Here is a 22,863-nt window from a genome sequence, read left to right on the forward strand (position 1 = left end):
TACCCTACCCCCAATTTGAAGGCGCGCCGTAGACCAGACGCATGTTTTAGTAAATGATATCATATGTATAACAAACAAGCAATAAGTTGGAATCAGCAAAAGAAGAAGCCAGCAAAGGATGTCAAGTTAGCCGGGAGCTTACTCCATATAGGTATAGTCGCGTCAATTTCTCAGTCAATTCGTCAAGGGGTTCATCGGGTTCGCCATGTAGCGCTGAAGCATGGATCATATTTACCAATAGTCGGCCAGCCAACTTAAGGTCATCAAATTGCACATCCCCCCGGGTTTGCCCCTTCTCTAGGATCTGCTCCGCAACACTAACAACACGCAAGAAGCGTCTGCGGATCAGTTCCTTTCGTCTGATTTTCTCCCTGCCGGCCCCAGGGTCCCCCACCATGGTTCGCCACAGCTGGGAATTCTCCACAAGAAACTCCAGGTAGATCCTGATAAAATCGCTTATTGAAGTGGGCAGGGAAGTATCCCTACCCACTAGACCTTCTAGCTTGCGACAGAGCTTATCCTGTTGATTCTCTATCACCGCGTGAAATAAGCCTTCCTTACAGGAGAAATAGTTGTATACTGTCCCCTTTCCCGTGGCGGCTAGATTCACGATTTCATCAACGGTGGCCCGATGATAACCCTTTTCGCTAAAAACAACGAAGGCTGCCTCGAGAATCTCTTCCTTTTTCGTACGCACTCATATCCCCTCAGGTCTTACCATAGTGCCAAACTGTTTGTCGTGCAGCTGACGATACAGTCCACCTTGGGCTAGAAGCTCCTTGTGTTTCCCCATTTCCGCTATCTGTCCATCTTGGATAACCACAATTCGGTCTGCATTTTCAATGGTGGACAACCGATGGGCGATAATGACAGCCGTTCGGTCCTTTAATAGTACTTCTAGTGCCCGTTGGATTAAACCTTCTGTATATAGATCCACACTGGATGTGGCCTCATCCAAAATGAGGATTTCCGGCTGGCCAATCAAGGCCCGGGCAAAGGCCAAAAGCTGTCTTTGACCAACGGAGAGATTCGAACCCCGCTCGGTCAACACCGTCTGAAACCCGTCTTCTAACTCATCAATAAAGGGAACGGCTGCTACTTGTTCAGCGGCCCAGCGCACTTCTTCATCTGTGGCATCGGGCTTCCCGTACCGGATATTCTCCATGATTGTTGCGGAGAACAAGAAGGTATCCTGAAGCACAATACTAACCAGCTTGCGCCAGGAGGCAAGCTCAATCTCCCTAAGGTCTACCCCGTCCACGGTAATCCTGCCTGAGCTAGGATCATAAAAACGGCAAAGCAGGTTAATCATTGTTGTTTTGCCCGCACCCGTAGGACCAACCAGGGCAATGGTCTCACCCCTAGGGATAGTTAGGTTAATATCTTTAAGGACTGGCTCCTCGGGGTTATAGGCGAAACTCACATGCTCATAAACAACCCGGTCCTCAATCGTTTCCTTCGGAACAGAGGCTGGGCTGTCTTGAACCTCCGGTTCGATATCCATAATCCCAAAAACCCGCTCCACAGCAGCACCTGCTGACTGCAGCTGAGTATAGATCTGGCTAATACTTCTTACCGGACCGAAGAAGCGCCCGATATATGATAAAAAGGCGGCTAAGGTACCCACAGTCAATGCTCCAGACATCACCTGGGTACCCCCATACCAAAGGGCTAGGGCCGTACCAACCATACCAATTAGTTCTAAGATGGGCATAAACATGGCAAACAAGTCCACGGCCCGGACATTGGCTTGCATGTTCTCCATGTTCGTTTCATCAAATTGCTTAATGCTTTGTTGTTCCCGATTAAAGGCTTGGGTTACTTTCACCCCGGAAATTGATTCCTGCAAATTAGCGTTGACTAAAGCTGCCTTTCCCCGCACCTGGCGATGGGCCTGCAGAATCCTTCCTCTAAACGCAATCGCGGTCAAAAGCATCACTGGCATAATGCTAAAAGTCACCAAAGCCAAGGTTGTGTGCATCCGTAACATGATGATCGCAATAAAGAATAGTGTCACAACATCACTAATCACGGTGATGATGCCTGAGCTTAACAGCTCACTCAGGGTATTCACATCGTTCAGTACCCGGGACATGATCTCCCCGACTTTGCGCTTATCGAAAAAGGACAAGGAAAGCTCCTGCAAATGCGTGAACAGATCTTTTCGTAAGTCCGCAAGGGATCTTTGACCGGATAGAGCCATCCACATGGATTGCCAATAGGAGGCAAGCCAAGCGGCAAGGAAGGTACCAATGTACAGCAATGCTGTTTTGCTCAGGCCAACAACGTCCCCGTCTGCGATATTCTTATCTATGGCCACCCGCAGAAGCAAAGGTTGGGCTAGGCTAATCCCTACCCCGGCAAACATCATTAAGGTCGCCCCTAGAAGCAAATGCTTATATGGAAGCACATAGCGGAATAACCGTTTAAACATCTGGGGATCCAGGGGCCTTCTTTCATCTTCGATACTGGCGTGTCTATGCATACCCATGCGCATAACCGGTTCCCCCCCCATTCTCCTCTTCCATGGAGCCAAACTGCATGCGGTAAATATCCTGATAGGGCCCCTCCTGAGCGATTAGCTCTGTATGTGTACCTCTTTGGACCACAATACCCTTATCCAGCACCACAATGATATCGGCATTCTTCACCGTAGAAAGCCGCTGAGCAATAACAAAGGTGGTCCTTCCTTGAATCAGGTTCTCGATGGCTTGTTGGATCAGGTATTCAGTCTCAGTATCCACGCTAGATAGGGAATCATCAAGGATTAGAACCGCCGGATCCATTAAAAGCGCCCTGGCAATTGACAAACGTTGTTTTTGCCCACCGGATAAATTAAGTCCCCGTTCGCCAACGACGGTATCATACCCATCTGGCAAAGACATGATAAAATCATGGATCTGGGCCGCTTTGGCCGCTTCTTTGATCTCTTTTTGACTGGCATTTGCCCTACCAAAAGATATATTATCTCGGATTGTAGTGGAAAACAGGAAAGTCTCCTGCATCACCATTCCGATATTGCTACGCAGATCCGCCAGACGAATCTTCCGGATATCTGTTCCGTCAAAACGAACAACGCCCCGGTCAGGATCATAGAAGCGGGGAACTAGATTGATGACAGTGGTTTTCCCTGAACCTGTCCCACCAAGGAGTGCTACCGTTTGCCCCGGCTCTACTTTCAGATTCAGCCCCCGTAATACCGGTGCAGCTTCATCGTAACCGAACCAAACCTGCTCAAATTCGATAGCCCCCTGGGGGTTCTTTAGGGGTAGAGCATCGGGGTCGTCATTGATGGTAGAGGATGTATCCAGGACCTCAAAAATCCTCGTACCTGCGGCGATCGAACGCTGGAGCATATTCCACTGCCAGCCAAGCATACGCACAGGCATGATTAACATCATCAACAGGGAATTAAAGGCCACCAGATCCCCGATACTTAAACTACCGAGGATGATCTGTCTACCACCGTACCAGATCAAGATGGCTGTACTTAAGGCGGTAATGGTATTCATTAGGGGAATATGAAAGGCTGTAATCTTGGTCATTCTAACGTTGCAGTCAAGATACGCCTGATTCTCCTCGTTAAACTTCTCCACCTCAGTGGCTTCCCGGCCAAAGGCCTTTACCACTCGAATTCCCGTGATATTCTCCTGCAAAACGGTATTAAGCTTAGCAATTTGCTCCTGGATAACTCGAAACTGTGGCCTGATTAGCTTACCAAAACGCATCACCGTCCAAAACAAAAGCGGAATAGTGACCATGCAAAGAAGTGTCAGCTGCCAGTGCATAGAAAGGAGCATAACTAGCACCGCAGTAAACACGAAGATGTTATTGACCAACCTAGTAAACCCGACACCTAGAAACATCCGCAGTGTCTCCACATCAGAGGTTACCCGAGACATCAGTTGACCAGTCTGTGCCTTGTCATAAAAGGAGAAGGGTAAGTTTACCATGTGGGAGTACATATCGTTTCTTAACCGATAAATCACACCCTGACCAATCCGCCCTGCTATGGCATTTTCTAAAAAGACCAAAAGGGCATTGATCACGCTGATGCCCACAATCAGCAAAATCCCGGTCATCAGAGCTTGCTCAGTTCCTGAGCCACTAGAGATCACATCAACAATATGACCAGTCATGCGCGGTACTAAAATCCCCAATCCAGCCGACGCCACCATGCAGATAAGGACAACCAAGACGTACAACCACATTGGTTTTAGGTACCTCATTATTCGAAACAGTACAACCAAGGAAATATCCACCTCCAAGCCTGGACTGACTAGTCAGTCCACCCTGCATACAGTATTAGCAAACTACCTAATACTGTTCGACACCGGGTAGTCGGATTCCTGCTATCCTAGTTTCAGGCCGAGGGCAAATCCGACCACAAAGCTGCCTGCTACAGGAATAAATCCACCAAAGTTGGCCGCCCATCGCTGCAACACTACCCCAATTCCCCCGGAACTGGCTAAGAAGGCGTTATAGGACGCCTCGATATTGCCCCAATGAATTGTGATGACATCCATCCGTTCCAGGGCCACACCAGTTAATACCAAAACCCCAAGTAATATCAGGAGTATTTTCAACGTTTTTTTCGCCAAAAACCCAATGGCCAATCCCAGTAAAACCCCAAGACTCAGCTGACCCCCAATAATACCCCAGTCAATTTCGCCAGACACGGAAAGCACCTCCTGCTCGTCCAGTTCTTCTGATTTTATATTTCATCAGAAGCGGCCCTCTTCCTCCTTAAACTAACAAAACCTGCATTTGCACTCACTCTTTAAGTCCAATCAAAAGTTCAATCTCCTGGGCGTAACCTCGGTAATCATCCTGGGGGGTTTCCAAGAGCCAAGGTAGTGCGGCGATCTTTGGAGCTTTGATCAAATTGGCAAAGGCTTCTAAACCCATTTCCCCTTGACCAATATTTGCATGACGATCTTGCTTGCTACCGCAGGGGTAAGCAGAATCATTAATGTGTATCATTCTCACTTTATCAAACCCCACCGTTTGCTGCACATCATGAACCAAGGCGTCTACCCCTTCCTTGGTTCGCAGGTCATATCCTGCTGCGAATAGATGGCACGAATCTAAACATATACCTACATGCTCTGGATACTTTATCATATTCAATACAGCCCCAAGGTGCGCAAGATGCCCTCCAATCTCAGAACCCCGACCGGACATGGTTTCAAGTAGGAGCATTGTGGTGCCATCGTAGTCTGCAAAGGCTTGATCGATAGCCGCAGCCAGTCTTTTGATACCTGCAGACTCACCGGTCCCAAGATGGGCCCCGGGGTGGGTAACCAAGTATTCTACGCCCACCTCAGAAAAGCGACGCAGATCCTCCTTCAGGACTCGGCATGCAAATTCAAACAAGTCCTCCTTGGGAGTAGCTAGGTTAACCGTATAGGGCAAATGACCCACAATATCTTTTTGATCATGTTTGGCCTTCTCCCGTTGGAACAGCGCGATCTCCTCGGCGGGAATGGTTCGTGCACTGCCACCCCGGGGATTTCGCGTAAAGAACTGGAAAGTGTTAGCACCAATCTTAAGGGCCATGTCGATCGCCTTATCTAGACCCTTAGCTATGGATAAATGCGCTCCGATACGCAATAAGACCCCTCCTTCTTGCTACCTTCCCTCTTAAGGCTAGGTACTCTATGCTTTCGCCACGGGGTGCGGTTTTCCTGTGGTGAAAGCCCTATCCCCTCGTTTCAGTGAAGGAAAGCGGCATTGCTGCCCACTGTACAATCATGCTATAATTTGGATGTAAAGATGCATATCCGGGTATACTTTTTACCTTAAGGTAGGATACTCATAATATAGAAGAGGATAGATAACTATGGGAATGGAACAATGGCGGCAGGAACTACTCCATGAAATCAAAACCAAGGCTTATCGCGAGGGACAGTTTCGCTTAGCTTCCGGCCAAATGAGCGACTATTATATCGATTGTCGAAAGGTTACCCTATCTCCGGCAGGATGGCTAATTGGCAAAATCATCTTGGACATGGTTAAGGACACCAGGATCGACGCGGTGGGTGGTCTGACCCTGGGGGCAGATCCCATCATTGGAGCTGTAACAGCTCTTTCATACGAGACCCCACACCCTATTGACGGATTCATTGTGCGCAAACAAGCTAAAGATCATGGTACTGGCTCCTTGATTGAAGGGCCACTGCAAAAGGGTGCTCAGGTCCTCATCGTTGATGATGTTTTAACTAAGGGCGGTTCGGTTCTAAGTGCTATTAAAACCGTTGAGGATGCAGGATGTACGGTAGCCAAAGTGATCGTCATCGTCAACCGAAGACAGGGCGGCGATGAACTCCTCTTAGAAAAGGGATATAACTTCACTCCTATCTTTCAGATTGAGGAAATCAGAGGCTAGCACAGGCACCGGGTGGATAAATCGCCACCCGGTTTTTCTGTTTCTTGGCCTGGTACAAAGCCCGATCTGCCCTTGCAAAAAGCCGCGGATACCAGTTGTCCCCCACAGCGTGCATCCCGGCCACGCCCATGCTTGCGGTTAGCTTAGGGCCCTTTGCCCCACTCTCATCCTCAATCTGTCTGCGGATCCGTTCCGCCACTTGATAGGCCTGCTGGGAACTTGTCCTTGGAAGCAGAATGGCAAATTCATCGCCCCCTAGGCGCGCCGCTACATCTTGGGAACGAATACTTTCTTGGATGATCTCGGCCACTTCTTGAAGTATTATATCTCCATGTTGATGGCCATTAACATCGTTGCAGACTTTAAAGTTGTCTAGATCAAGTAAGATGAGGCTGAAATAGCAGCGATGATACTTCGGTAGCTCAATAAAGGATTCAATGAACCTGCGATTTGCAATTCCCGTGAGCGGATCCCGTCCTACCAAAAGGATCAGTCTTTGCAGCATGGAACCAAGATACCCAATGATACTTAAGAACATAAACAACGGTAGGACCAAGCTGAATGGATGTAGTAATCCTCGGGTCACCGCGATGAGCAAAACCAGAAGAATCAATCCGAGAAATCCACACCCAGTATACAAATACAACCGTCCAAAACTAGGCATACCTCTCCCCTCCTATCGACCATTGTCGACAGACTTACGGGAGATTATACATCAACCTTTCTTCGTTTTCCGGGTGATCGTCCACAGCTCGTTCATATAACTATGGACTGCGACGATTTCACAGAAGAAATTGCGGATTACTAGCATGCCTCTGCGATGAAGCCAATCGATCAGTCTGCCGGTTGTTGGTCGGCTCGGCCAATTCCCGATAAATAACAGTTTGGCCAGAATAAAACATAGGGGCATATTCATCGTGGCCAACGCAGTACTGGTATTGGGGTGTTTCTGGTAGTAGAGCACCGCCATCCGGGCCCGAGCCTTCTCCTTCTCAATCCGTCCTGGTAGTTTATCCGGAGTTAGTTCCGTGGTAAGGTGATAGGTAATGGCCCGTCCTTCCTTCTCACCTTTGAGGCCCAGCTTGCGCAAACGGGCCCCTAATTCAAGGTCCTCCCAGCCATACTCAGTAAACCTAGGATCAAAAAGGCCTGCCTTAAGCAACCATTTCCGCTCCACTGAAGCATTGCCCGTAGCAAGAAAGGCCCGGGAGAAGTCTAGAAGCTTGCGGTTCTCCTCAATAGGATAGCGATGATCTAAGGTATGAATAAATACACCGGTCACCACTAGTTTCTCCCCGGTATGGGCATCAAAATGAGCCTGGACAAAACCAGGGGAACAAACCATATCACTATCCAAAAAGATAATCAGGGGGGAACGACTCTTTAATATACCGAGATTGCGTAAGGGACCCGGATTCCTTGGGTAGGTTGTCCGTTTACGATGGACCCGATATAGAACAATTGGGTAATTTGCAGGAAAGTCCTTGATCATACGGGTTGTACCATCTAATGAGCCATCATCGACAATGATCACTTCAAAGGGTACATTAGTAGTCTGATCATTTAGCGACTTCAAGACCAGCTGTAAAGTATGTCGCCGATTATATGTAGGAATGACAATACTTACCCCTGGCTCCTTTTGTGTATGCAATTGGTTTTCCCATCGATAAACCGGATGGGGAAAACATTCCTCCACAAACACTACCTCCCAAGTACATCACAAGTCCCTATTCCGCAGACCTCCGGCACCGTCGGTACAGTTTTTAAAGATACTTTGACTTCCTGTCTAGTACCGTTTCACCACTCTGCCTTTGTTCATCATATTGCTTACGTTTCATTGCAGATTCTTTGGCGGCATTGATCCCCACAGCTGTATGGTATGCATCGTAGATGCCAAACAGCCACAGAATCGGAGTAGTCACAAATCCAATAGTCATGCTTACAGACCACCAAGAGATAGCATACAGAATCAGCAGCCCAATTCCCTTGGAGACATCACCGTTGTAAATTTGCCCCACCCCGGTGCAGATCGCAGAAAACAAGGCTGCTTTCTTCGGATTCCTGTAATCCTTATCCTCCTGTATCTAGCCTCACTCCAGACTATCTGCGTCCGCCGGTGCCTTATATCCTTGTACCAATACTATTCGCTACAAATATGATTAATCCTTGCCCCGGTTACAATATTAGGGAAGGAATCCACCCGGATGCTACCGAAATTATCCTCCGACGGTACCTTTTGGCTGAGTTATAGGTGCTTACACGGATACCGGATACCCGAGGACATCCTTGCCAACACTACAACCGTCGTTCAAAATGTAAGTAAAGGGAGAGACCCAAATGCTAACGGATATCGAGATTGCGCAACAGGCTAGATTATTGCCCATAAAACAGATAACAGAGCAGTTGAACATTTCCAGTGATGAGTTTGAGCCCTTTGGCCATTACAAAGCAAAGGTTAGCCTGAATGTCTATCAGAGACTGAAAGATAAACCTAACGGAAAACTCATCTATACTACGGCAATTACCGCAACACCAGCCGGGGAAGGTAAGACCTGTACCGCGATCGGGCTGACCCAGGGATTAGGCAAACTAGGAAAAAACGTTGCGGTTTGTCTGCGGGAGCCCTCCTTAGGCCCGACTTTTGGAATAAAAGGTGGTGCTGCTGGTGGCGGATACAGCCAGGTTATTCCCATGGAGGATATTAACCTGCATTTCACCGGCGATCTCCATGCTATCGGTACCGCTCATAACCTTCTGTCCGCGGTCCTGGAAAACCATATTTACCAGGGCAATGACCTTGCCATCAATCCCAAGAAAGTGATCTGGCCCCGGGTTATGGACATGAATGATCGCCAGCTGCGCAACATTATTGTAGGCCTTGGCGGCGAAAAGGATGGAGTCACCATGCCCGGCCGCTTTGACATCACCGTTGCTTCGGAGATTATGGCTATTCTTTGCTTAGCCTCGGACCTAGAGGATCTAAAGGAGCGCATGGGCAGGATCTTGGTTGGATTTACCTACGACAATACACCGGTGTATGCCCGGGATCTTAAGTGCGTCGGGGCCATGGCAACCCTCTTGAAGGATGCCTTAAAACCAAACCTCGTCCAAACCCTTGAAGGACAGCCAGCCTTTGTCCATGGCGGTCCATTTGCTAATATTGCCCATGGGAATAACAGCGTTATCGCGACAAGGACGGCATTAAAACTGGCCGATTATGTAGTCACCGAAGGGGGCTTTGCTGCGGATTTGGGTGCAGAGAAGTTCTTTGATATTGTGCACGGCTACTCAGGGCTTACCCCCGATGTTGCAGTATTAGTAGCCTCAGTACGGGCCTTGAATATGCATGGTGGGATGCCCTTGGAAGCCGCGGCTCAAACAGATCTTAGTGCCTTAGAAACCGGGCTGGCCAATCTAGATAAACATATTGATAACCTAACTCGATTTGGCCTTCCCGTTGTAGTTGCCCTCAACCAGTTTCCGACAGATACGAACGAAGAATTGGAGCTAGTCATGGACTATTGCCAGAAGAAGAGCGTTCGTGTGGCCCGATCCCAGGTCGTGGCCAAGGGTGGTGCCGGAGGAATTGAACTGGCTGAAGCAGTATTGGATGCCCTAGAGTACGAAACCGCTGATTTTCGACCATTATACGATTGGGACCAGCCCATTAAGATGAAGATGGAGATCATCGCTAAAGAGATCTACGGTGCAGACCAAGTAACCTATACGGACCAGGCTGAGGCAGCAGTGGCTCGCTACACAGAGCTTGGCTATGATAAGTTGCCCCTGTGTGTTGCTAAAACCCAGCATTCCTTAAGCGATAACCCAGCGTTAAAGGGCGCACCCAGAAATTTCACCTTAACCGTAAGGGACCTAAGGCCCTCCCTAGGAGCAGGCTTTCTGGTGCCCATTACAGGCCAAGTTTTGACTATGCCGGGATTGCCAAAGAAACCCGCTGCAGAAAACGTAGACATTTTCCCAGACGGAACCATCACTGGTCTATTCTAGAAGGAAAGGATGAAGGCTATGTCCGCCCAAGAGACAACACTGATTTTTATCAAACCAGAAGCTGTTAAACGGGGGTTGGTAGGGGAAATTTTATCCCGCTTTGAACGACGGGGTATTGTGATTAAGCATCTGCAGATGCATTTAATTACCGAGGATGAGGCCACTGCCCACTATGCCCACCATCGAGACAAGCCGTTTTTCGGCGAACTGCTGGAGGCGATTACCGCAGGTCCTGTGGTTTTCGCTGTTTTGCAAGGACCAAGAGTGATCAGCATCGTCCGAAAAATGGTTGGGGCCACAGATCCAGCGGAAGCGCTCCCCGGGACCATTCGCGGAGACTTCGGTTTAGTTCTTAGCGATAATGTTATCCACGCCTCAGACAGTCCAAAGACCGCCCAAGAGGAAATCGCCCGGTTTTTCCCCGAGCTTTAGTAACCTTAATAGTTGGAATGGGCACTCCACCCATTCCAACACATACCAAAGGATGGTGTGAGCAATGTCCACGGAGACCGGGTGGTGACCGTAGAGGCCTCGAAGGTGCAACACAGTCCATGGTTATGGCCGCGGCTGCTTCAGCTGAGCTTCGGTTCGAGCACCATTTGGCAACAGCGATGATGGCCAAGGCACAGGCGGATGAAGTTGAGCCCCTTCCGGCAACAGACTGGGACCTAAGACCAGGTCAAGGCGTATTTTCCTTCAACCGGGGACAGCTGCAAGCAGCGGTGGGCAACGAAACCCTCATGGCGGAGCTGGGAGTCATGCTAAGTCCGGATCGAAAAGAACTACTCGCGTTCCGTGAATCTAAGGGTGAAACGGTTACTTTGGTCGCCATGGGAACCGAAGTCATCGGCCTAATCGGAATAGCTGACGAGCCTCGACCGGACGCTTGGGAGTCAATAGCAGCCTTGCGTAGTGGAGGTATTGATCCCATATTTATGCTCACCGGGGATAACGAACGGGCAGCCATATATATCGACGATGCTGTGGGAATACGCGAAGAAGAGATCCACGCCGGGCTGATGCCCGATGAAAAGGTAAACGTTCTGCGGACTGTGCAGGCTAATGGAACCCGAGTCGCCATGGTTGGTGATGGCATTAATGATGCTCCGGCACTTACAACCGCTGATGTGAGCATCGCCATGGGTACCCCGGCTACTAGGGCAGCGATGGAAGCCGCTGTTCTAGTGCTCATGGGCAATAGCCTACTGAGGATTCCCAAGGCAATCACCCATGCCCAAAAAAACAGTCCGGGTGGTGAAGCAGAACGTAACCCTTGCAGTAGCCGTTGTTATGTTCCTCCTGCTGAGGGTACTAGGAAACAAAGTAAACTTGGCCTTTGGAGTGGCATTACACGAAGCAAGCATTATGCGGTGACACTCAATGGCATAGGCATACGACTACTAAAAAGGCCTTCTACGCACTAGACTTTCTGGACAGTTCGACATAAGGAAGTCATTCTGTCAAAGACAGGCCGATCTATTCACCGTCGTGATGGGCACAGATCGGCCTATGTTCATCCATTTTGTGCAAGGACCATAGCAAAATCATGGCCTTAGTTTTTCAGCAAAGAACCAGCCATCCTCAATAACTCTTCCGCATTGATCGGCTTTTCCACGTAAGCATCAGCCTTGATCCATTTTCGTTCCTGCTCATTTTCCAAGTTGAAATGGATCCCTTTATCTCGGCCTAATACTGTCACGATCATGATCGGTACATCCTTACATTTGCTGTTTTTCAACTCGTGGCACAGGACAAATCCAGAGTCAGCATACTCCATCATCACATCGATGATGAATAAATCAAAGGTCTGTTCCTCCGCTATCTGTCGCGCTTCCTTCCCCGAGGTAGCTGTTACTACTTCGTATCCTGCATTCTCTAGAATACCTGCGCTAGTATCCAGAAACTCCCGATCATCATCTACCACAAGAATACGTTGAGCCATGCTTTCTCACCCTATCAGTCTTGATTTGTTGGAAGAAAACCTAAAGGTTCTCGTTCCCCGTCATCTTACTCTCACCTGACCAAGTGCGCATCTTTCTGTGAGATCCCCATGTTATGTTCCCCATTCAAAAGGATTCTCCTGCTAGTTCAATCCTAGTGTTCACGGTTCTCTCCCAGAAAAGATACATATCCTTAGACTATTCTGTTTCTCTAGCAGATCCCCCGCTTGCAGTAGTGAGTATGCAAAAGCTCATGGGACTTATCGCTACCTGGTTTCTCTAGATACTTCTCATATAACTCTAAGACCGCCGGGTTCTCATGGGAAAACCGCAACTTCGCATTTCGGTCCAAAGCATAGACTGCCTCTTGACGAAGTTTGCGGGCCTCAAGACCCTTCCCGAAGGAGACCGGTTGACCACCGCCTGCCATACATCCACCTGGACAAGCCATAATCTCAGCGAAATGATACTGTTTATTCGGCAAAGCCTCTTCCATTAGATACTTTGCCGCTCCAAGTCCATGGACTACGGCACATCGGATAGTCTGTCCACCAATGGTCAATTCCACTTCCTTGAAGTTCTCCAAACCACGTACCGGTGTAAACTCCAGGTTTTCGGGCAGCTTTCCTTCCACCAGATAGTACACTGTGCGCAGGGCTGCCTCGGCTACACCGCCGGTTGTCCCAAAGAGGGCTCCAGCTCCTGTTGAAGTACCCAAAGGATCATCGAATTCACCTAAGGGCAACTTAGCAAAATCAATCCCGGCTTGTTTAATCATTAGAGCAAGCTCCCGGGTCGTCAGCACAGCATCCACGTCTCGACCAGCTGTACCCTCCATCTCAGGACGATTAGCCTCGAACTTCTTCGCTGTACAAGGCATTACAGATACAACATAAATATCCTTAGGATCAATTAATTTGTGTTTGGCGTAGTAAGTCTTAATTACAGCCCCTTGCATCTGCTGAGGAGATTTGCACGTTGACAGATTCGGTAGGTAATCCGGATAGAAGTGTTCAATATACTTGATCCAGCCGGGGCTACATGAAGTAAGAAGGGGCAGGTTCTCTCCGGACTGGAGCCGCTCAATTAATTCTGTTCCTTCTTCCATAATGGTTAGGTCCGCGCTGAACTGAGTATCGAATATCGCATCAAATCCTAGCTTCCGCAAAGCTGTGACCATCTGTCCTGATACGTTGGTCCCATAGGGAAATCCGAATTCCTCACCAAGGGCAACCCGTACTGCCGGCGCCACCTGTACTACCACGTGTTTAGTCAAATTCCTCAGGGCAGCTTCAACTTGGTCAATGGAGCGCTTCTCCCTTAAGGCACCCGTGGGACAGACCAAGGTACACTGACCACAGTTTACACAGGAGGTATTATGCAGATCATCGGCAAAAGCTGGTAGAACAATGGTATCAAATCCCCGCCCAGCAAAATCAATAGCTCCGACGGTTTGAATCTCTTTGCATACCCGCACACAACGGCCGCATAGGATACATTTGTCCGGATCCCGTTCGATACTTGGGCTAGTTCTATCCATATGGTAATGGCGTTTTCGTCCGACGAATTTCCGCTCCGTAATGCCATACTGACCTGCTAGTTCCTGCAGCTGACACTTGCCGTTCTTAGGACAGTATAGACAGTCATCGGGGTGATTAGCCAAAAGCAACTCGATGATATGGCGGCGTGCCTGTTGCACCCGAGGAGCGTGGGTGGAAACTTCCATTCCCTCTGAAACCGGATAGGCACAGGAAGGCACCAGCCCCCGCATGCCTTTGACTTCAACACAGCAAATCCGACAGCTTCCCGAGGGTGCTAGTTCCTCCATATGACAAAGCGTAGGGATATCTATGTCCAATGTCCTAGCTGCCTCTAAAATGGTGGTACCTGCGGGTACCTCCACTTGTTCCCCATTTATTTGCAGTTTAACCATATCCATTTTCTAACCTCTCCCATCCTAGCCGCCTAGCTAGACTTAATTGCCTCAAAGGGACAAAACTGGATACAAGCCCCACACCGAATACATTTATCCTCTACAATAACGTGTGCATGCCCCTTCTCCCCTACGATGGCATTTTGCGGACACCGTTTGGCACAGAGGCCACATCCCCTACACTTATCCGCTTCGATAGTATAGGTAAGCAAGCTACGACACTGACCAGCAGGACATCTCCGCTCAAAAACGTGGGCATCGTACTCATCCCGGAAATAACGTAGGGTTGACAATACTGGATTAGGAGCAGTCTGACCTAGACCACAAGCAGCCGTATCCTTGATGGTCTCGGCTAGTTTTTCTAATTCCACTACACTTTGGAAGCGGAGTAGTGTATCATCCTCGGTCTCATCGGCCCGAGCTGATACGATACGGTCCATGGTCTCTTTCATCCGTGCTGTTCCTTCTCTGCAGGGAATACACTTGCCGCAGGATTCATTACAGGTAAAACTGATGAAGAAACGGGCAAAATCCACCATGCAAGTATGATGATCTACAACCACCAGTCCACCGGAACCCATCATCGCACCGGCCTTAATAAGAGACTCATAATCCACCGGGGTATCCAAGAGCTCCTTGGGCAAACACCCTCCCGAAGGACCACCGATCTGGACCGCCTTGTACTCTCCACCGTTAATAATTCCCCCACCGATATCAAAGACAATCTCTCGAATACTGGTGCCCATAGGTACTTCGATTAAGCCAGTATTATTAATTTTCCCTGTTAATGCAAAGACCTTAGTTCCCTTGCTTTTCTCAGTTCCAATACTAGCAAACCAATCAGCACCTTTGGACAGAATCGTCGGCACATTGGCAAAGGTCTCCACGTTGTTAATGCAGGTAGGCTTACCCCAAAGCCCTTTGCTTGCAGGATAAGGTGGTCGCGGTCTGGGCATACCCCTTTTACCTTCGATTGAAGCCAGCAGGGCTGTCTCCTCGCCACAAACAAAAGCCCCGGCACCTGTCTTGATTTTCAGATGGAAGTTAAAGCCACTGCCTAGGATGTTATCTCCGATTAGTGCTAGTTCTTCCATGCGCGCTAGCGAGTTCTTCAGTTTCTGAATCGCCAAGGGATACTCAGCCCGTACATAGATGTATCCTTCTGAAGCGCCCATGGCATAGGCACCAATCAGGATGCCTTCCAACACACGATATGGATCACCTTCTAACAGACTCCGGTCCATAAAGGCCCCAGGATCGCCTTCGTCTGCATTACAAACCAGGTACTTTTTGTCTGCAGTCTCCGCCGCGGCAAAGCCCCATTTGCGCCCCGTAGGAAAACCGCCACCTCCACGACCCCGTAATCCCGATGCGGTTACTGTCCCAATCACATCTGCCGGACTCATCTCTCCTAAGGCCTTAGATAACGCCACAAACCCACCACGATTGACATATTCGTCCAGCGAATCAGGGTTGATTAGTCCACAATTAGCCAAAGCCACCCGTTTTTGCTTCTTTAAAACGGGCAAGTCATAAATCAGGGGAAGCTCGTACTCCTTCAAGCCTTCCTGTTCCTCGCCCATGTAGGGAAAACGGCCAATGACCATCTCTGTAGGAATCACATCGTTTTCAAGATACTCAACTAGGTGTTTGACTTTGTCCTCGGTTACCGACCCAAAGGAAACTCGGGGGCGATTTGGTTTTTGAATATCAACAATGACCTCTCGATGACATAAGCCAATACAACCGACCTGCTTAAACTCTACATCAAGACCTGACGCTTCGGTCAACTCATGGAGTTTAGCCCAAACCTTATCCGCACCTGATGCCAAACCGCAAGTACCCATACCAACAGTCACAACCGGTCGAATCAAGGCCAATCCATCAAGAACCGCCTTTATTTCCACTCTTTTCGCTTTACAGTCCGCATCATCGTGGCATAAAGGCCCCTCCAAACGGCAGCGTATAAAATCTCGACAAGGGTTCTCCTTTGAGTGTGTACAACGATCACAGCATTTAGACATTAGTGTGCGCATCTTTCTACCCCTTTTTCCTGTACAGATTGAGCATCTTCAGTACAGATTTTGGCGTCAGCTTGCCATGGAATTCTCCGTTGACCATCACAACAGGCGCCATACTGCATGCACCCAGACAGGCTACTGTTTCGAGCGTAAATAATCCATCCTCCGTGGTTTCTCCAGGATGTATATCCAATTCTGATTCCAGAGTCTGCAAGATTTCAGCAGCCCCACGCACATGACATGCGGTACCACAGCAAACACTGATTGTGTACTTACCTAGCGGCTTAAATCGAAACTGATTGTAAAAGGTCGCAACACCATAAACCTCAGCCGTTGATAGCCCTGTGTGCTTTGCTGCCGCCACGAGGGCTTTTCGCGGCAAGTACCCATACTTTTCTTGAACCTCTTGTAGCATCGGGATCAGATTCGCCGACTCTTTGCTGGGATACTTGCTTAGGATCTCCGTAATCCGCGGATCGGTGGTCACCCCACCGCATTGACACTGAGTAGTACTCACCAAGATTCCTCCCCTTCATCTCCCACCATTAACAGGATTTTTGACTTTCAAAAAACTGAGCTGTCCTGCATGTCACCCGTAGCCAGCTCGCCTATGTTGTATTCAACAGAAATAGAGGAAAGCGTTCTTTGTGCTTGTGAACACATTCACAAAGAAAAGCCACAACACGAGTAATCTATCTCTCTCCCACGTTTGAGTATACTATAAAGGATTTTTTCAGTCAACTGATTTTCGAGCCTAGGGATGTTTCCATCCCTCATAGGAAGATCCAAAACATAGCCCTCGACGGAACGCTGATCTATCGCACAAGGGGTTTCCATCCCTCATAGGAAGATCCAAAACATCCAGTCGGTACAGTGGACCGGGTACGTCTTCTCGAGTTTCCATCCCTCATAGGAAGATCCAAAACCTGGACCGCCTTTATGACGCTTACGAGTGACCCGGGTTTCCATCCCTCATAGGAAGATCCAAAACACCTAACCTCTTTCACACGTTACGCACCCCCTTACATGTTTCCATCCCTCATAGGAAGATCCAAAACGTGGCGGAAATTGACATATTAGGACTGAATAAAGCAGTTTCCATCCCTCATAGGAAGATCCAAAACTCGAAGGTGGCGCTAACCTTTGCCAACTCCGCATTAAGTTTCCATCCCTCATAGGAAGATCCAAAACACCATCGGGCCCCAGAACACCACCGGACCATTTGTGTTTCCATCCCTCATAGGAAGATCCAAAACAGGAGACACCAAGAAGATTAACGTGTACAGGGCTACGTTTCCATCCCTCATAGGAAGATCCAAAACATTATTTGTGTTCGAAACACTGGGCCGGTGGGAATACGTTTCCATCCCTCATAGGAAGATCCAAAACTACCATCGGGCCCCAGAACACCACCGTGCCATTTGGGTTTCCATCCCTCATAGGAAGATCCAAAACTGCTTTGTCGCCATTATCCGCACCTGTCCCGTGGAAGTTTCCATCCCTCATAGGAAGATCCAAAACTCCAGGCCGTCCTCGCGGAGGAGGAGTGGAGGTAGTTTCCATCCCTCATAGGAAGATCCAAAACGGTTCACCAATCCGATCCTAGTGCAGCGAGAAACGTTTCCATCCCTCATAGGAAGATCCAAAACCCGTACGATGACTGTGATGTGGTGGCGTTGCTTGACGTTTCCATCCCTCATAGGAAGATCCAAAACGTTTCGTAGTTCGATTCTTGATCTTGTGGCTTTCATCGTTTCCATCCCTCATAGGAAGATCCAAAACGCCGCCGGGTCGATGCGGTCCCTCGACCTGGCCTTGTCGTTTCCATCCCTCATAGGAAGATCCAAAACTTTGCGTCTTGCCTTGTCACTGCATTTCCCATCGCCGTTTCCATCCCTCATAGGAAGATCCAAAACGTGGCTTCCCTTAAGGCATTAGAACCCTTGATATGTTTCCATCCCTCATAGGAAGATCCAAAACTTCCCCTTGGCAAAAAGCTTATTAAGGTGTTGAAGGTTTCCATCCCTCATAGGAAGATCCAAAACAGGGAACAGCGTAGAAATAGCCTCAATGTTGCCACGTTTCCATCCCTCATAGGAAGATCCAAAACAAGACAGCCCAACGTTTGCCCCACCTCGATGCATGGGTTTCCATCCCTCATAGGAAGATCCAAAACGATGATGAGGACGGGGGAAGATTATACAAATTAATGTTTCCATCCCTCATAGGAAGATCCAAAACGTAGCTTCCCTTGCTTCATTAAATCCCTTGCATACTGTTTCCATCCCTCATAGGAAGATCCAAAACGGCTCCCCCGTTGCGTCATGGGGTGACCTACAGCAGTTTCCATCCCTCATAGGAAGATCCAAAACCACGAAGCTAGCTGATGACCTGGGCTATATTGAGAAGTTTCCATCCCTCATAGGAAGATCCAAAACCATCATTCTCGATCGCTATTGTTCGTGCCCAATTCGGTTTCCATCCCTCATAGGAAGATCCAAAACTCCCAAAACTCCGATTCTATTTGAATGAGGCACTGAAGTTTCCATCCCTCATAGGAAGATCCAAAACGGTGCGACGGAAACAGCTTTCGCTAAACAGATGGAAAGTTTCCATCCCTCATAGGAAGATCCAAAACGTCTATCGTCGCACTTGCTATGCTGTCCGTGCTTGGTTTCCATCCCTCATAGGAAGATCCAAAACATTACTGCCCTCTATGCTCGGGTCTCCACAGAGGAAGTTTCCATCCCTCATAGGAAGATCCAAAACCTGCTTGGTCTGCTGCCATACCATAAGAGTTCAGGAGTTTCCATCCCTCATAGGAAGATCCAAAACCGCCGAAGAGGTTTGATTTCAAGATCGAACCCCGTGTTTCCATCCCTCATAGGAAGATCCAAAACTAATAGAGTGATCCCATACTAAAGTGCAACTGTGGAGGTTTCCATCCCTCATAGGAAGATCCAAAACGGCAAAGCGCATTATCAGCACTATCAGATATGGGGGTTTCCATCCCTCATAGGAAGATCCAAAACAAAGACCCATCAAATTCCTCATGTAGGAGAGGCATGTTTCCATCCCTCATAGGAAGATCCAAAACCATCTGTGGTCATGAGGTACTCAAGCCCGTTGAGACGTTTCCATCCCTCATAGGAAGATCCAAAACCCTTGTTACACTGGGATTTCCTTGTTGCGAGTACGCGTGTGTCTATGCAGTAGCAGATCGACCAATTTAGCATTACTCCCATCGTACTGCGGAAATCCAGGTTTCTGTGTGAATCTGTAAAGCGCGTCGATCCCCCGGGGTTTTCGCGCTACTGGAGGTCGACGCGGTATGCCGAACAATCCAGTTGGTTCTCTTAATAACAGGATAGTCCATGAAGGACGGTATTGTCAATTGTATAAGTGCCGAGCCTCTTCAAGTGGTTATTACTCTGAGTTGTTATACATCCGTGTTTGTTGATATCGGTGGTCTACTTGTATTGGGATTCAATGCTGGAAGCTATCTCTGGTTTATACTGGAGATGGCTTCCTTCAACTTTTAACAATATATAAGTGCGTTATCAATGGACGTGTAGTGTCTATGTTCCTAGATTAAGTAGCCTTCAGCCAATTCCCGGTGCCGTGCGCATGTTGGACACACCGCCTCACAGTTGATGGGTACCGTAATTGACCGATCACAGTAGATGCAGTTAGCCATACGAAATCTAGCTAAGGTCTTGGGACTTGCATGCCTGAACTGCCCTGTGTTACCGGCTCTAAGCTTAATGACCTCCTCAGGACATAGCTCGGTGCACAACCCACAGTTGATACACCTATACACATCAAATTGTAGAGAGACTTCCTTCTTTGCAGTTATTAGATTAAGGGCATGGGTAGGACAGATACGCGCACAGAAGCCACATCCATTACAGTATTCACTCAGCAATTTAATATTACCATAGTTGTGCCAGGATAGCGAAACACGACTAACAATCTTCGTCTCAGACAGGGCTCTAGCCAGAATATCCCGTTTTTCTACCACCGATTGCCTATCGTCCTGGCGTAGGATCTGGAGTTTTCCCTTTAGTTTGCGGGCAAAGCCCTTAAACTGCCGCCGGACCCTGGGGATCGTTGGTGTGTTGGACTTATCACAGAGTCTAATCTTAAATGGCTTACGTACACCTTTGAGGATCTGCCGAGCACACTGTATGTTCTTTTTCACTATTTTGACGTTTTTGTTTTGTCTACAGGTGCGGCAGGGACTGGTGTCAATCTCAAGATAGCCTGCAGGGTGCAAGATCCCCAATGCAACCAAAAGACATTCATTCAGCCATCCTATACAGGGAACAACCAGATCAGTAGCTGTTGATGTAGCCCGTTCACAAACAATCCGCAGCTTGGATTGGTCCTTTGTCTTTTTTAATGCATCGTTCAGCCACTGTTCATAGGACACATCAGCTAAATGAAATACTTCAGTCGGACAAGTATTAACACATACGCCACAACCGGTACATTTGTCGGTAGCAATGTTAATGCCATGCTTTAAGCTAATTGCTCCTGTAGGACATGAATCTGCACAGGCAGCGCAGTCGTATCCCGTATGTCTATTGATCAGACATTGCTGTGGACGAAAACAAAGGTAACCGGCTGCCCTTTTTCTAACCAAGGCGTACCCTCCTTTGTAGCACATTTGCCTGGAGAGATTGACTGTTTTTGAGTCTAGATCCCCTCAACTTTATCTACAGACGTTCAACCCAAGCAAGGATTTCCTGAGGTGTTACACTTAATCACAGAAATACCCATATGAAGTAGCGGTCCGAACAAGATTGGATTTCCTAATGTCTAATATATCATGTGGCTGCTTAATTGCAAGTCAGGGGCATTAGTCTGTGACCTCTGCACATAGAATACCAAAGGTGCCTCCGAGGAATACCTGGGCAAAGGGTGGGCCGAATCCAACCTTTTCAAACATCCCTAGGAGAGTATTGATGCTGGGAAATGAGGTGAGTGAATTGGGTAGATAGGTATATTCACCCCCAGGAGCAAACAAACCAGCCACCCGAGGGACAATCTGGTGTAAGTAGAAACGAACGAAAGGTGAAAGCAAGCTTCCCTCTGGCTGGAATACCTCCAGACAAACAAAGCGGCCTCGGGGCTTGAGGATACGACGGACCTCACCTAGGACAGTCTCAATCTCGGGAACATTGCGCAGGGCAAAACCCATCAAGACGCGTTCAGCAAATCCGTCAGGAAAGGAAAAGGTGCGCACGTCTTCTACTGCAAAGTGTACTTGGCGTTCCACTCTCCGTTGTCTTGCCTTCTCTCGAGCCAGATCAAGCATTGGTGCACAAAAGTCAACTCCATAGACCATCCCTTCGCTGCCAACATGTCTGACAGCCCTAAGAGCCAGTTCCCCGGTACCGGTACCGGCATCAACAACAATAGAGCCCTTTTGAATTCCTGCGGCAATTACGGCTTGACGGCGGAGATAGCCATCGAAACCAAAGGTCAAGAGCCTGTTTAGGAAGTCGTACTCATTGACTATGTTAGAAAACAGTCGGTGCACATCATCGCTTCTGTTTCCACTGGTGCTTAAGGCTACCCTCCGCCACCGATCATCTAGAGAACCATCTTTCAAACAATACCACCAAGATTGGGATCAGGCCGCACCCTCTTGGTTTCCCCCCTTCCGACAATCTGTTCGCTACCGTTACTGACTAGAATAATAGGCCAAGCGTTGCATCTCCAAACTTAGGTCGGTACTGGTTACATGAACATCCTCTGGTACAGTGACCTTAATCGGTGCGAAGTTGAGGATCGCCTTGATCCCTGCGGCAACCAGCAGATCTGCTACTGCTTGGGCACTTGGGGCAGGTACGGTGATTAACCCCATCCGAATATCATGTCTGCGAACCCTCTCTGGTATTTTGTCCAAGGAATCGATAACAATACCATCTACATTGGCCCCGATTTTGTTGGGATCATTGTCGAATAGGGCAACAACATGCAAATTGAAATGATCCTCATCGTTGTAACGTCGGTGAACATAACGGGTTAAAGCAAGGCCTAAGCTACCAACCCCTACCAAGGCAACGGCAACCTCACGATCCAAGTTTAGGATCACTTGCAGCCGATTCCGGAGAAACTCTACATCGTAGCCAACTCCTTGTTTCCCGAACTCACCAAACCAAGCAAGATCCTTCCTCACTAAAGACGGGCTTACCCCGGCGCGATCCCCAAGTTCCTGGGAGGAGATCAGCGGGGTATCCACAGTCTTACTATATTCATCTAAAACCCGCATGTATAGCGGTAGCCGCCGTACAACAGCATCAGAAATCTTTTTCATCCGCATCATAAAACCTCCCTCGGGATGTCTAATTATATGCTGCCCCTACCGGGGTATGACATATTAAGACTTAGTAATTAATCGCTTACTTTCTCTTTCTATAGTCCCAATTCCTCTTTCGGATCCGAGCTATTTGCGATGTTTGGAAGTAGGCATTGTAACGGGATTTGCTCTTGGGGCAAAAATGTGTTTACCCCAAGACGATCCCATGAATACGGCATTTTCGCATAGCAGAAGAATATGATCAG

Annotated in this window: 19 protein-coding genes and 1 CRISPR repeat array; of the genes, 4 read left to right on the forward strand and 15 right to left on the reverse strand. The window is 48.5% G+C overall.

What is annotated here, in order from left to right; translation table 11 throughout:
- Window positions 1-121: 121 nt before the first annotated feature.
- The 5 genes from M0Q40_05110 to M0Q40_05130 all read right to left on the reverse strand — a co-directional run bounded on the left by M0Q40_05110 (window position 122) and on the right by M0Q40_05130 (window position 5,613).
- On the reverse strand, window positions 122-697 hold the full coding sequence (locus tag M0Q40_05110) for a TetR/AcrR family transcriptional regulator (GenBank protein MCK9221991.1): 576 nt from the start codon (window positions 695-697) through the stop codon (window positions 122-124).
- Window positions 698-2,497: an ABC transporter ATP-binding protein/permease gene (locus tag M0Q40_05115; protein MCK9221992.1), complete on the reverse strand. Its 1,800-nt coding sequence runs from the start codon at window positions 2,495-2,497 to the stop codon at window positions 698-700.
- Complete coding sequence (locus M0Q40_05120) at window positions 2,478-4,211, reverse strand: ABC transporter ATP-binding protein/permease (GenBank protein ID MCK9221993.1); 1,734 nt, start codon at window positions 4,209-4,211, stop codon at window positions 2,478-2,480. Before M0Q40_05120 ends, M0Q40_05115 begins: the two co-directional genes overlap by 20 nt.
- Window positions 4,212-4,352: 141 nt before the next feature.
- A complete protein-coding gene (locus M0Q40_05125) occupies window positions 4,353-4,679 on the reverse strand; it encodes an FUN14 domain-containing protein (protein ID MCK9221994.1) in 327 nt (108 codons plus the stop codon).
- Between the two features lie 94 nt (window positions 4,680-4,773).
- Window positions 4,774-5,613, reverse strand: coding sequence for a deoxyribonuclease IV (locus M0Q40_05130; GenBank protein MCK9221995.1), 840 nt, complete (start codon window positions 5,611-5,613; stop codon window positions 4,774-4,776).
- A gap of 229 nt (window positions 5,614-5,842) precedes the next feature.
- Here M0Q40_05130 and pyrE point away from each other — a divergent pair, with 229 nt between their 5' ends.
- The gene (pyrE, locus tag M0Q40_05135; GenBank protein ID MCK9221996.1) at window positions 5,843-6,388 is read left to right on the forward strand and encodes an orotate phosphoribosyltransferase; all 546 of its coding nucleotides are present in this window, start codon (window positions 5,843-5,845) and stop codon (window positions 6,386-6,388) included.
- Here the strand turns inward: pyrE and M0Q40_05140 are convergent.
- The 3 genes from M0Q40_05140 to M0Q40_05150 all read right to left on the reverse strand — a co-directional run bounded on the left by M0Q40_05140 (window position 6,378) and on the right by M0Q40_05150 (window position 8,430).
- The gene (locus M0Q40_05140) at window positions 6,378-7,052 is read right to left on the reverse strand and encodes a GGDEF domain-containing protein (protein ID MCK9221997.1); all 675 of its coding nucleotides are present in this window, start codon (window positions 7,050-7,052) and stop codon (window positions 6,378-6,380) included. The two genes, pyrE and M0Q40_05140, sit on opposite strands and share 11 nt — an antisense overlap.
- 51 nt (window positions 7,053-7,103) lie before the next feature.
- On the reverse strand, window positions 7,104-8,084 hold the full coding sequence (locus M0Q40_05145) for a glycosyltransferase (GenBank protein MCK9221998.1): 981 nt from the start codon (window positions 8,082-8,084) through the stop codon (window positions 7,104-7,106).
- Between the two features lie 67 nt (window positions 8,085-8,151).
- Entirely contained in the window at window positions 8,152-8,430 is a 279-nt protein-coding gene (locus M0Q40_05150; GenBank protein ID MCK9221999.1) for a hypothetical protein, read from the reverse strand.
- 295 nt (window positions 8,431-8,725) lie between these two features.
- Here M0Q40_05150 and M0Q40_05155 point away from each other — a divergent pair, with 295 nt between their 5' ends.
- The 3 genes from M0Q40_05155 (at window position 8,726) to M0Q40_05165 (ending at window position 11,820) form a co-directional block, all read left to right on the forward strand.
- Window positions 8,726-10,396, forward strand: coding sequence for a formate--tetrahydrofolate ligase (locus M0Q40_05155; GenBank protein ID MCK9222000.1), 1,671 nt, complete (start codon window positions 8,726-8,728; stop codon window positions 10,394-10,396).
- Between the two features lie 18 nt (window positions 10,397-10,414).
- Window positions 10,415-10,828 carry a nucleoside-diphosphate kinase gene (gene ndk, locus M0Q40_05160; GenBank protein MCK9222001.1) on the forward strand — a complete coding sequence of 138 codons (414 nt, stop codon included), beginning with the start codon at window positions 10,415-10,417 and terminating at the stop codon, window positions 10,826-10,828.
- Window positions 10,829-10,947: 119 nt separating this feature from the next.
- Window positions 10,948-11,820, forward strand: a complete 873-nt coding sequence (locus tag M0Q40_05165; protein ID MCK9222002.1) for an HAD-IC family P-type ATPase — start codon at window positions 10,948-10,950, stop codon at window positions 11,818-11,820.
- A 128-nt stretch (window positions 11,821-11,948) separates the two neighbouring features.
- Here the strand turns inward: M0Q40_05165 and M0Q40_05170 are convergent, their stop codons facing one another.
- From M0Q40_05170 to M0Q40_05200, 7 genes are all read right to left on the reverse strand, one after another.
- Complete coding sequence (locus tag M0Q40_05170; protein ID MCK9222003.1) at window positions 11,949-12,338, reverse strand: response regulator; 390 nt, start codon at window positions 12,336-12,338, stop codon at window positions 11,949-11,951.
- Window positions 12,339-12,547: 209 nt separating this feature from the next.
- Entirely contained in the window at window positions 12,548-14,275 is a 1,728-nt protein-coding gene (locus tag M0Q40_05175) for an NADH-dependent [FeFe] hydrogenase, group A6 (protein ID MCK9222004.1), read from the reverse strand.
- A gap of 26 nt (window positions 14,276-14,301) precedes the next feature.
- The gene (locus tag M0Q40_05180; GenBank protein ID MCK9222005.1) at window positions 14,302-16,305 is read right to left on the reverse strand and encodes an NADH-quinone oxidoreductase subunit NuoF; all 2,004 of its coding nucleotides are present in this window, start codon (window positions 16,303-16,305) and stop codon (window positions 14,302-14,304) included.
- 4 nt (window positions 16,306-16,309) lie between these two features.
- Entirely contained in the window at window positions 16,310-16,705 is a 396-nt protein-coding gene (nuoE, locus tag M0Q40_05185) for an NADH-quinone oxidoreductase subunit NuoE (GenBank protein ID MCK9222006.1), read from the reverse strand.
- A gap of 347 nt (window positions 16,706-17,052) precedes the next feature.
- A CRISPR array of direct repeats spans window positions 17,053-19,453; the repeat unit is 30 nt; unit sequence GTTTCCATCCCTCATAGGAAGATCCAAAAC.
- Window positions 19,454-19,876: 423 nt separating this feature from the next.
- The gene (locus M0Q40_05190) at window positions 19,877-20,935 is read right to left on the reverse strand and encodes a 4Fe-4S dicluster domain-containing protein (GenBank protein MCK9222007.1); all 1,059 of its coding nucleotides are present in this window, start codon (window positions 20,933-20,935) and stop codon (window positions 19,877-19,879) included.
- A 216-nt stretch (window positions 20,936-21,151) separates the two neighbouring features.
- On the reverse strand, window positions 21,152-21,907 hold the full coding sequence (locus M0Q40_05195) for a ubiquinone/menaquinone biosynthesis methyltransferase (protein ID MCK9222008.1): 756 nt from the start codon (window positions 21,905-21,907) through the stop codon (window positions 21,152-21,154).
- A 72-nt stretch (window positions 21,908-21,979) separates the two neighbouring features.
- On the reverse strand, window positions 21,980-22,621 hold the full coding sequence (locus M0Q40_05200) for a redox-sensing transcriptional repressor Rex (GenBank protein ID MCK9222009.1): 642 nt from the start codon (window positions 22,619-22,621) through the stop codon (window positions 21,980-21,982).
- Window positions 22,622-22,863 lie beyond the last annotated feature (242 nt).

The sequence above is a fragment of the Limnochordia bacterium genome (assembly GCA_023230925.1).
GTDB lineage: Bacteria > Bacillota > Limnochordia > DUMW01 > DUMW01 > JALNWK01.

Bases quoted from the DNA above. Each gene is read 5' to 3' on its own strand.
- M0Q40_05115 (MCK9221992.1), bottom strand. From the start codon at position 2,497: ATGCGCATGGGTATGCATAGACACGCCAGTATCGAAGATGAAAGAAGG.
- M0Q40_05120 (MCK9221993.1), bottom strand. From the start codon at position 4,211: ATGTGGTTGTACGTCTTGGTTGTCCTTATCTGCATGGTGGCGTCGGCT.
- pyrE (MCK9221996.1), top strand. From the start codon at position 5,843: ATGGGAATGGAACAATGGCGGCAGGAACTACTCCATGAAATCAAAACC.
- M0Q40_05140 (MCK9221997.1), bottom strand. From the start codon at position 7,052: ATGCCTAGTTTTGGACGGTTGTATTTGTATACTGGGTGTGGATTTCTC.
- M0Q40_05155 (MCK9222000.1), top strand. From the start codon at position 8,726: ATGCTAACGGATATCGAGATTGCGCAACAGGCTAGATTATTGCCCATA.
- ndk (MCK9222001.1), top strand. From the start codon at position 10,415: ATGTCCGCCCAAGAGACAACACTGATTTTTATCAAACCAGAAGCTGTT.
- M0Q40_05165 (MCK9222002.1), top strand. From the start codon at position 10,948: ATGGTTATGGCCGCGGCTGCTTCAGCTGAGCTTCGGTTCGAGCACCAT.
- M0Q40_05170 (MCK9222003.1), bottom strand. From the start codon at position 12,338: ATGGCTCAACGTATTCTTGTGGTAGATGATGATCGGGAGTTTCTGGAT.
- M0Q40_05175 (MCK9222004.1), bottom strand. From the start codon at position 14,275: ATGGATATGGTTAAACTGCAAATAAATGGGGAACAAGTGGAGGTACCC.
- M0Q40_05180 (MCK9222005.1), bottom strand. From the start codon at position 16,305: ATGCGCACACTAATGTCTAAATGCTGTGATCGTTGTACACACTCAAAG.
- nuoE (MCK9222006.1), bottom strand. From the start codon at position 16,705: ATGCTACAAGAGGTTCAAGAAAAGTATGGGTACTTGCCGCGAAAAGCC.
- M0Q40_05200 (MCK9222009.1), bottom strand. From the start codon at position 22,621: ATGCGGATGAAAAAGATTTCTGATGCTGTTGTACGGCGGCTACCGCTA.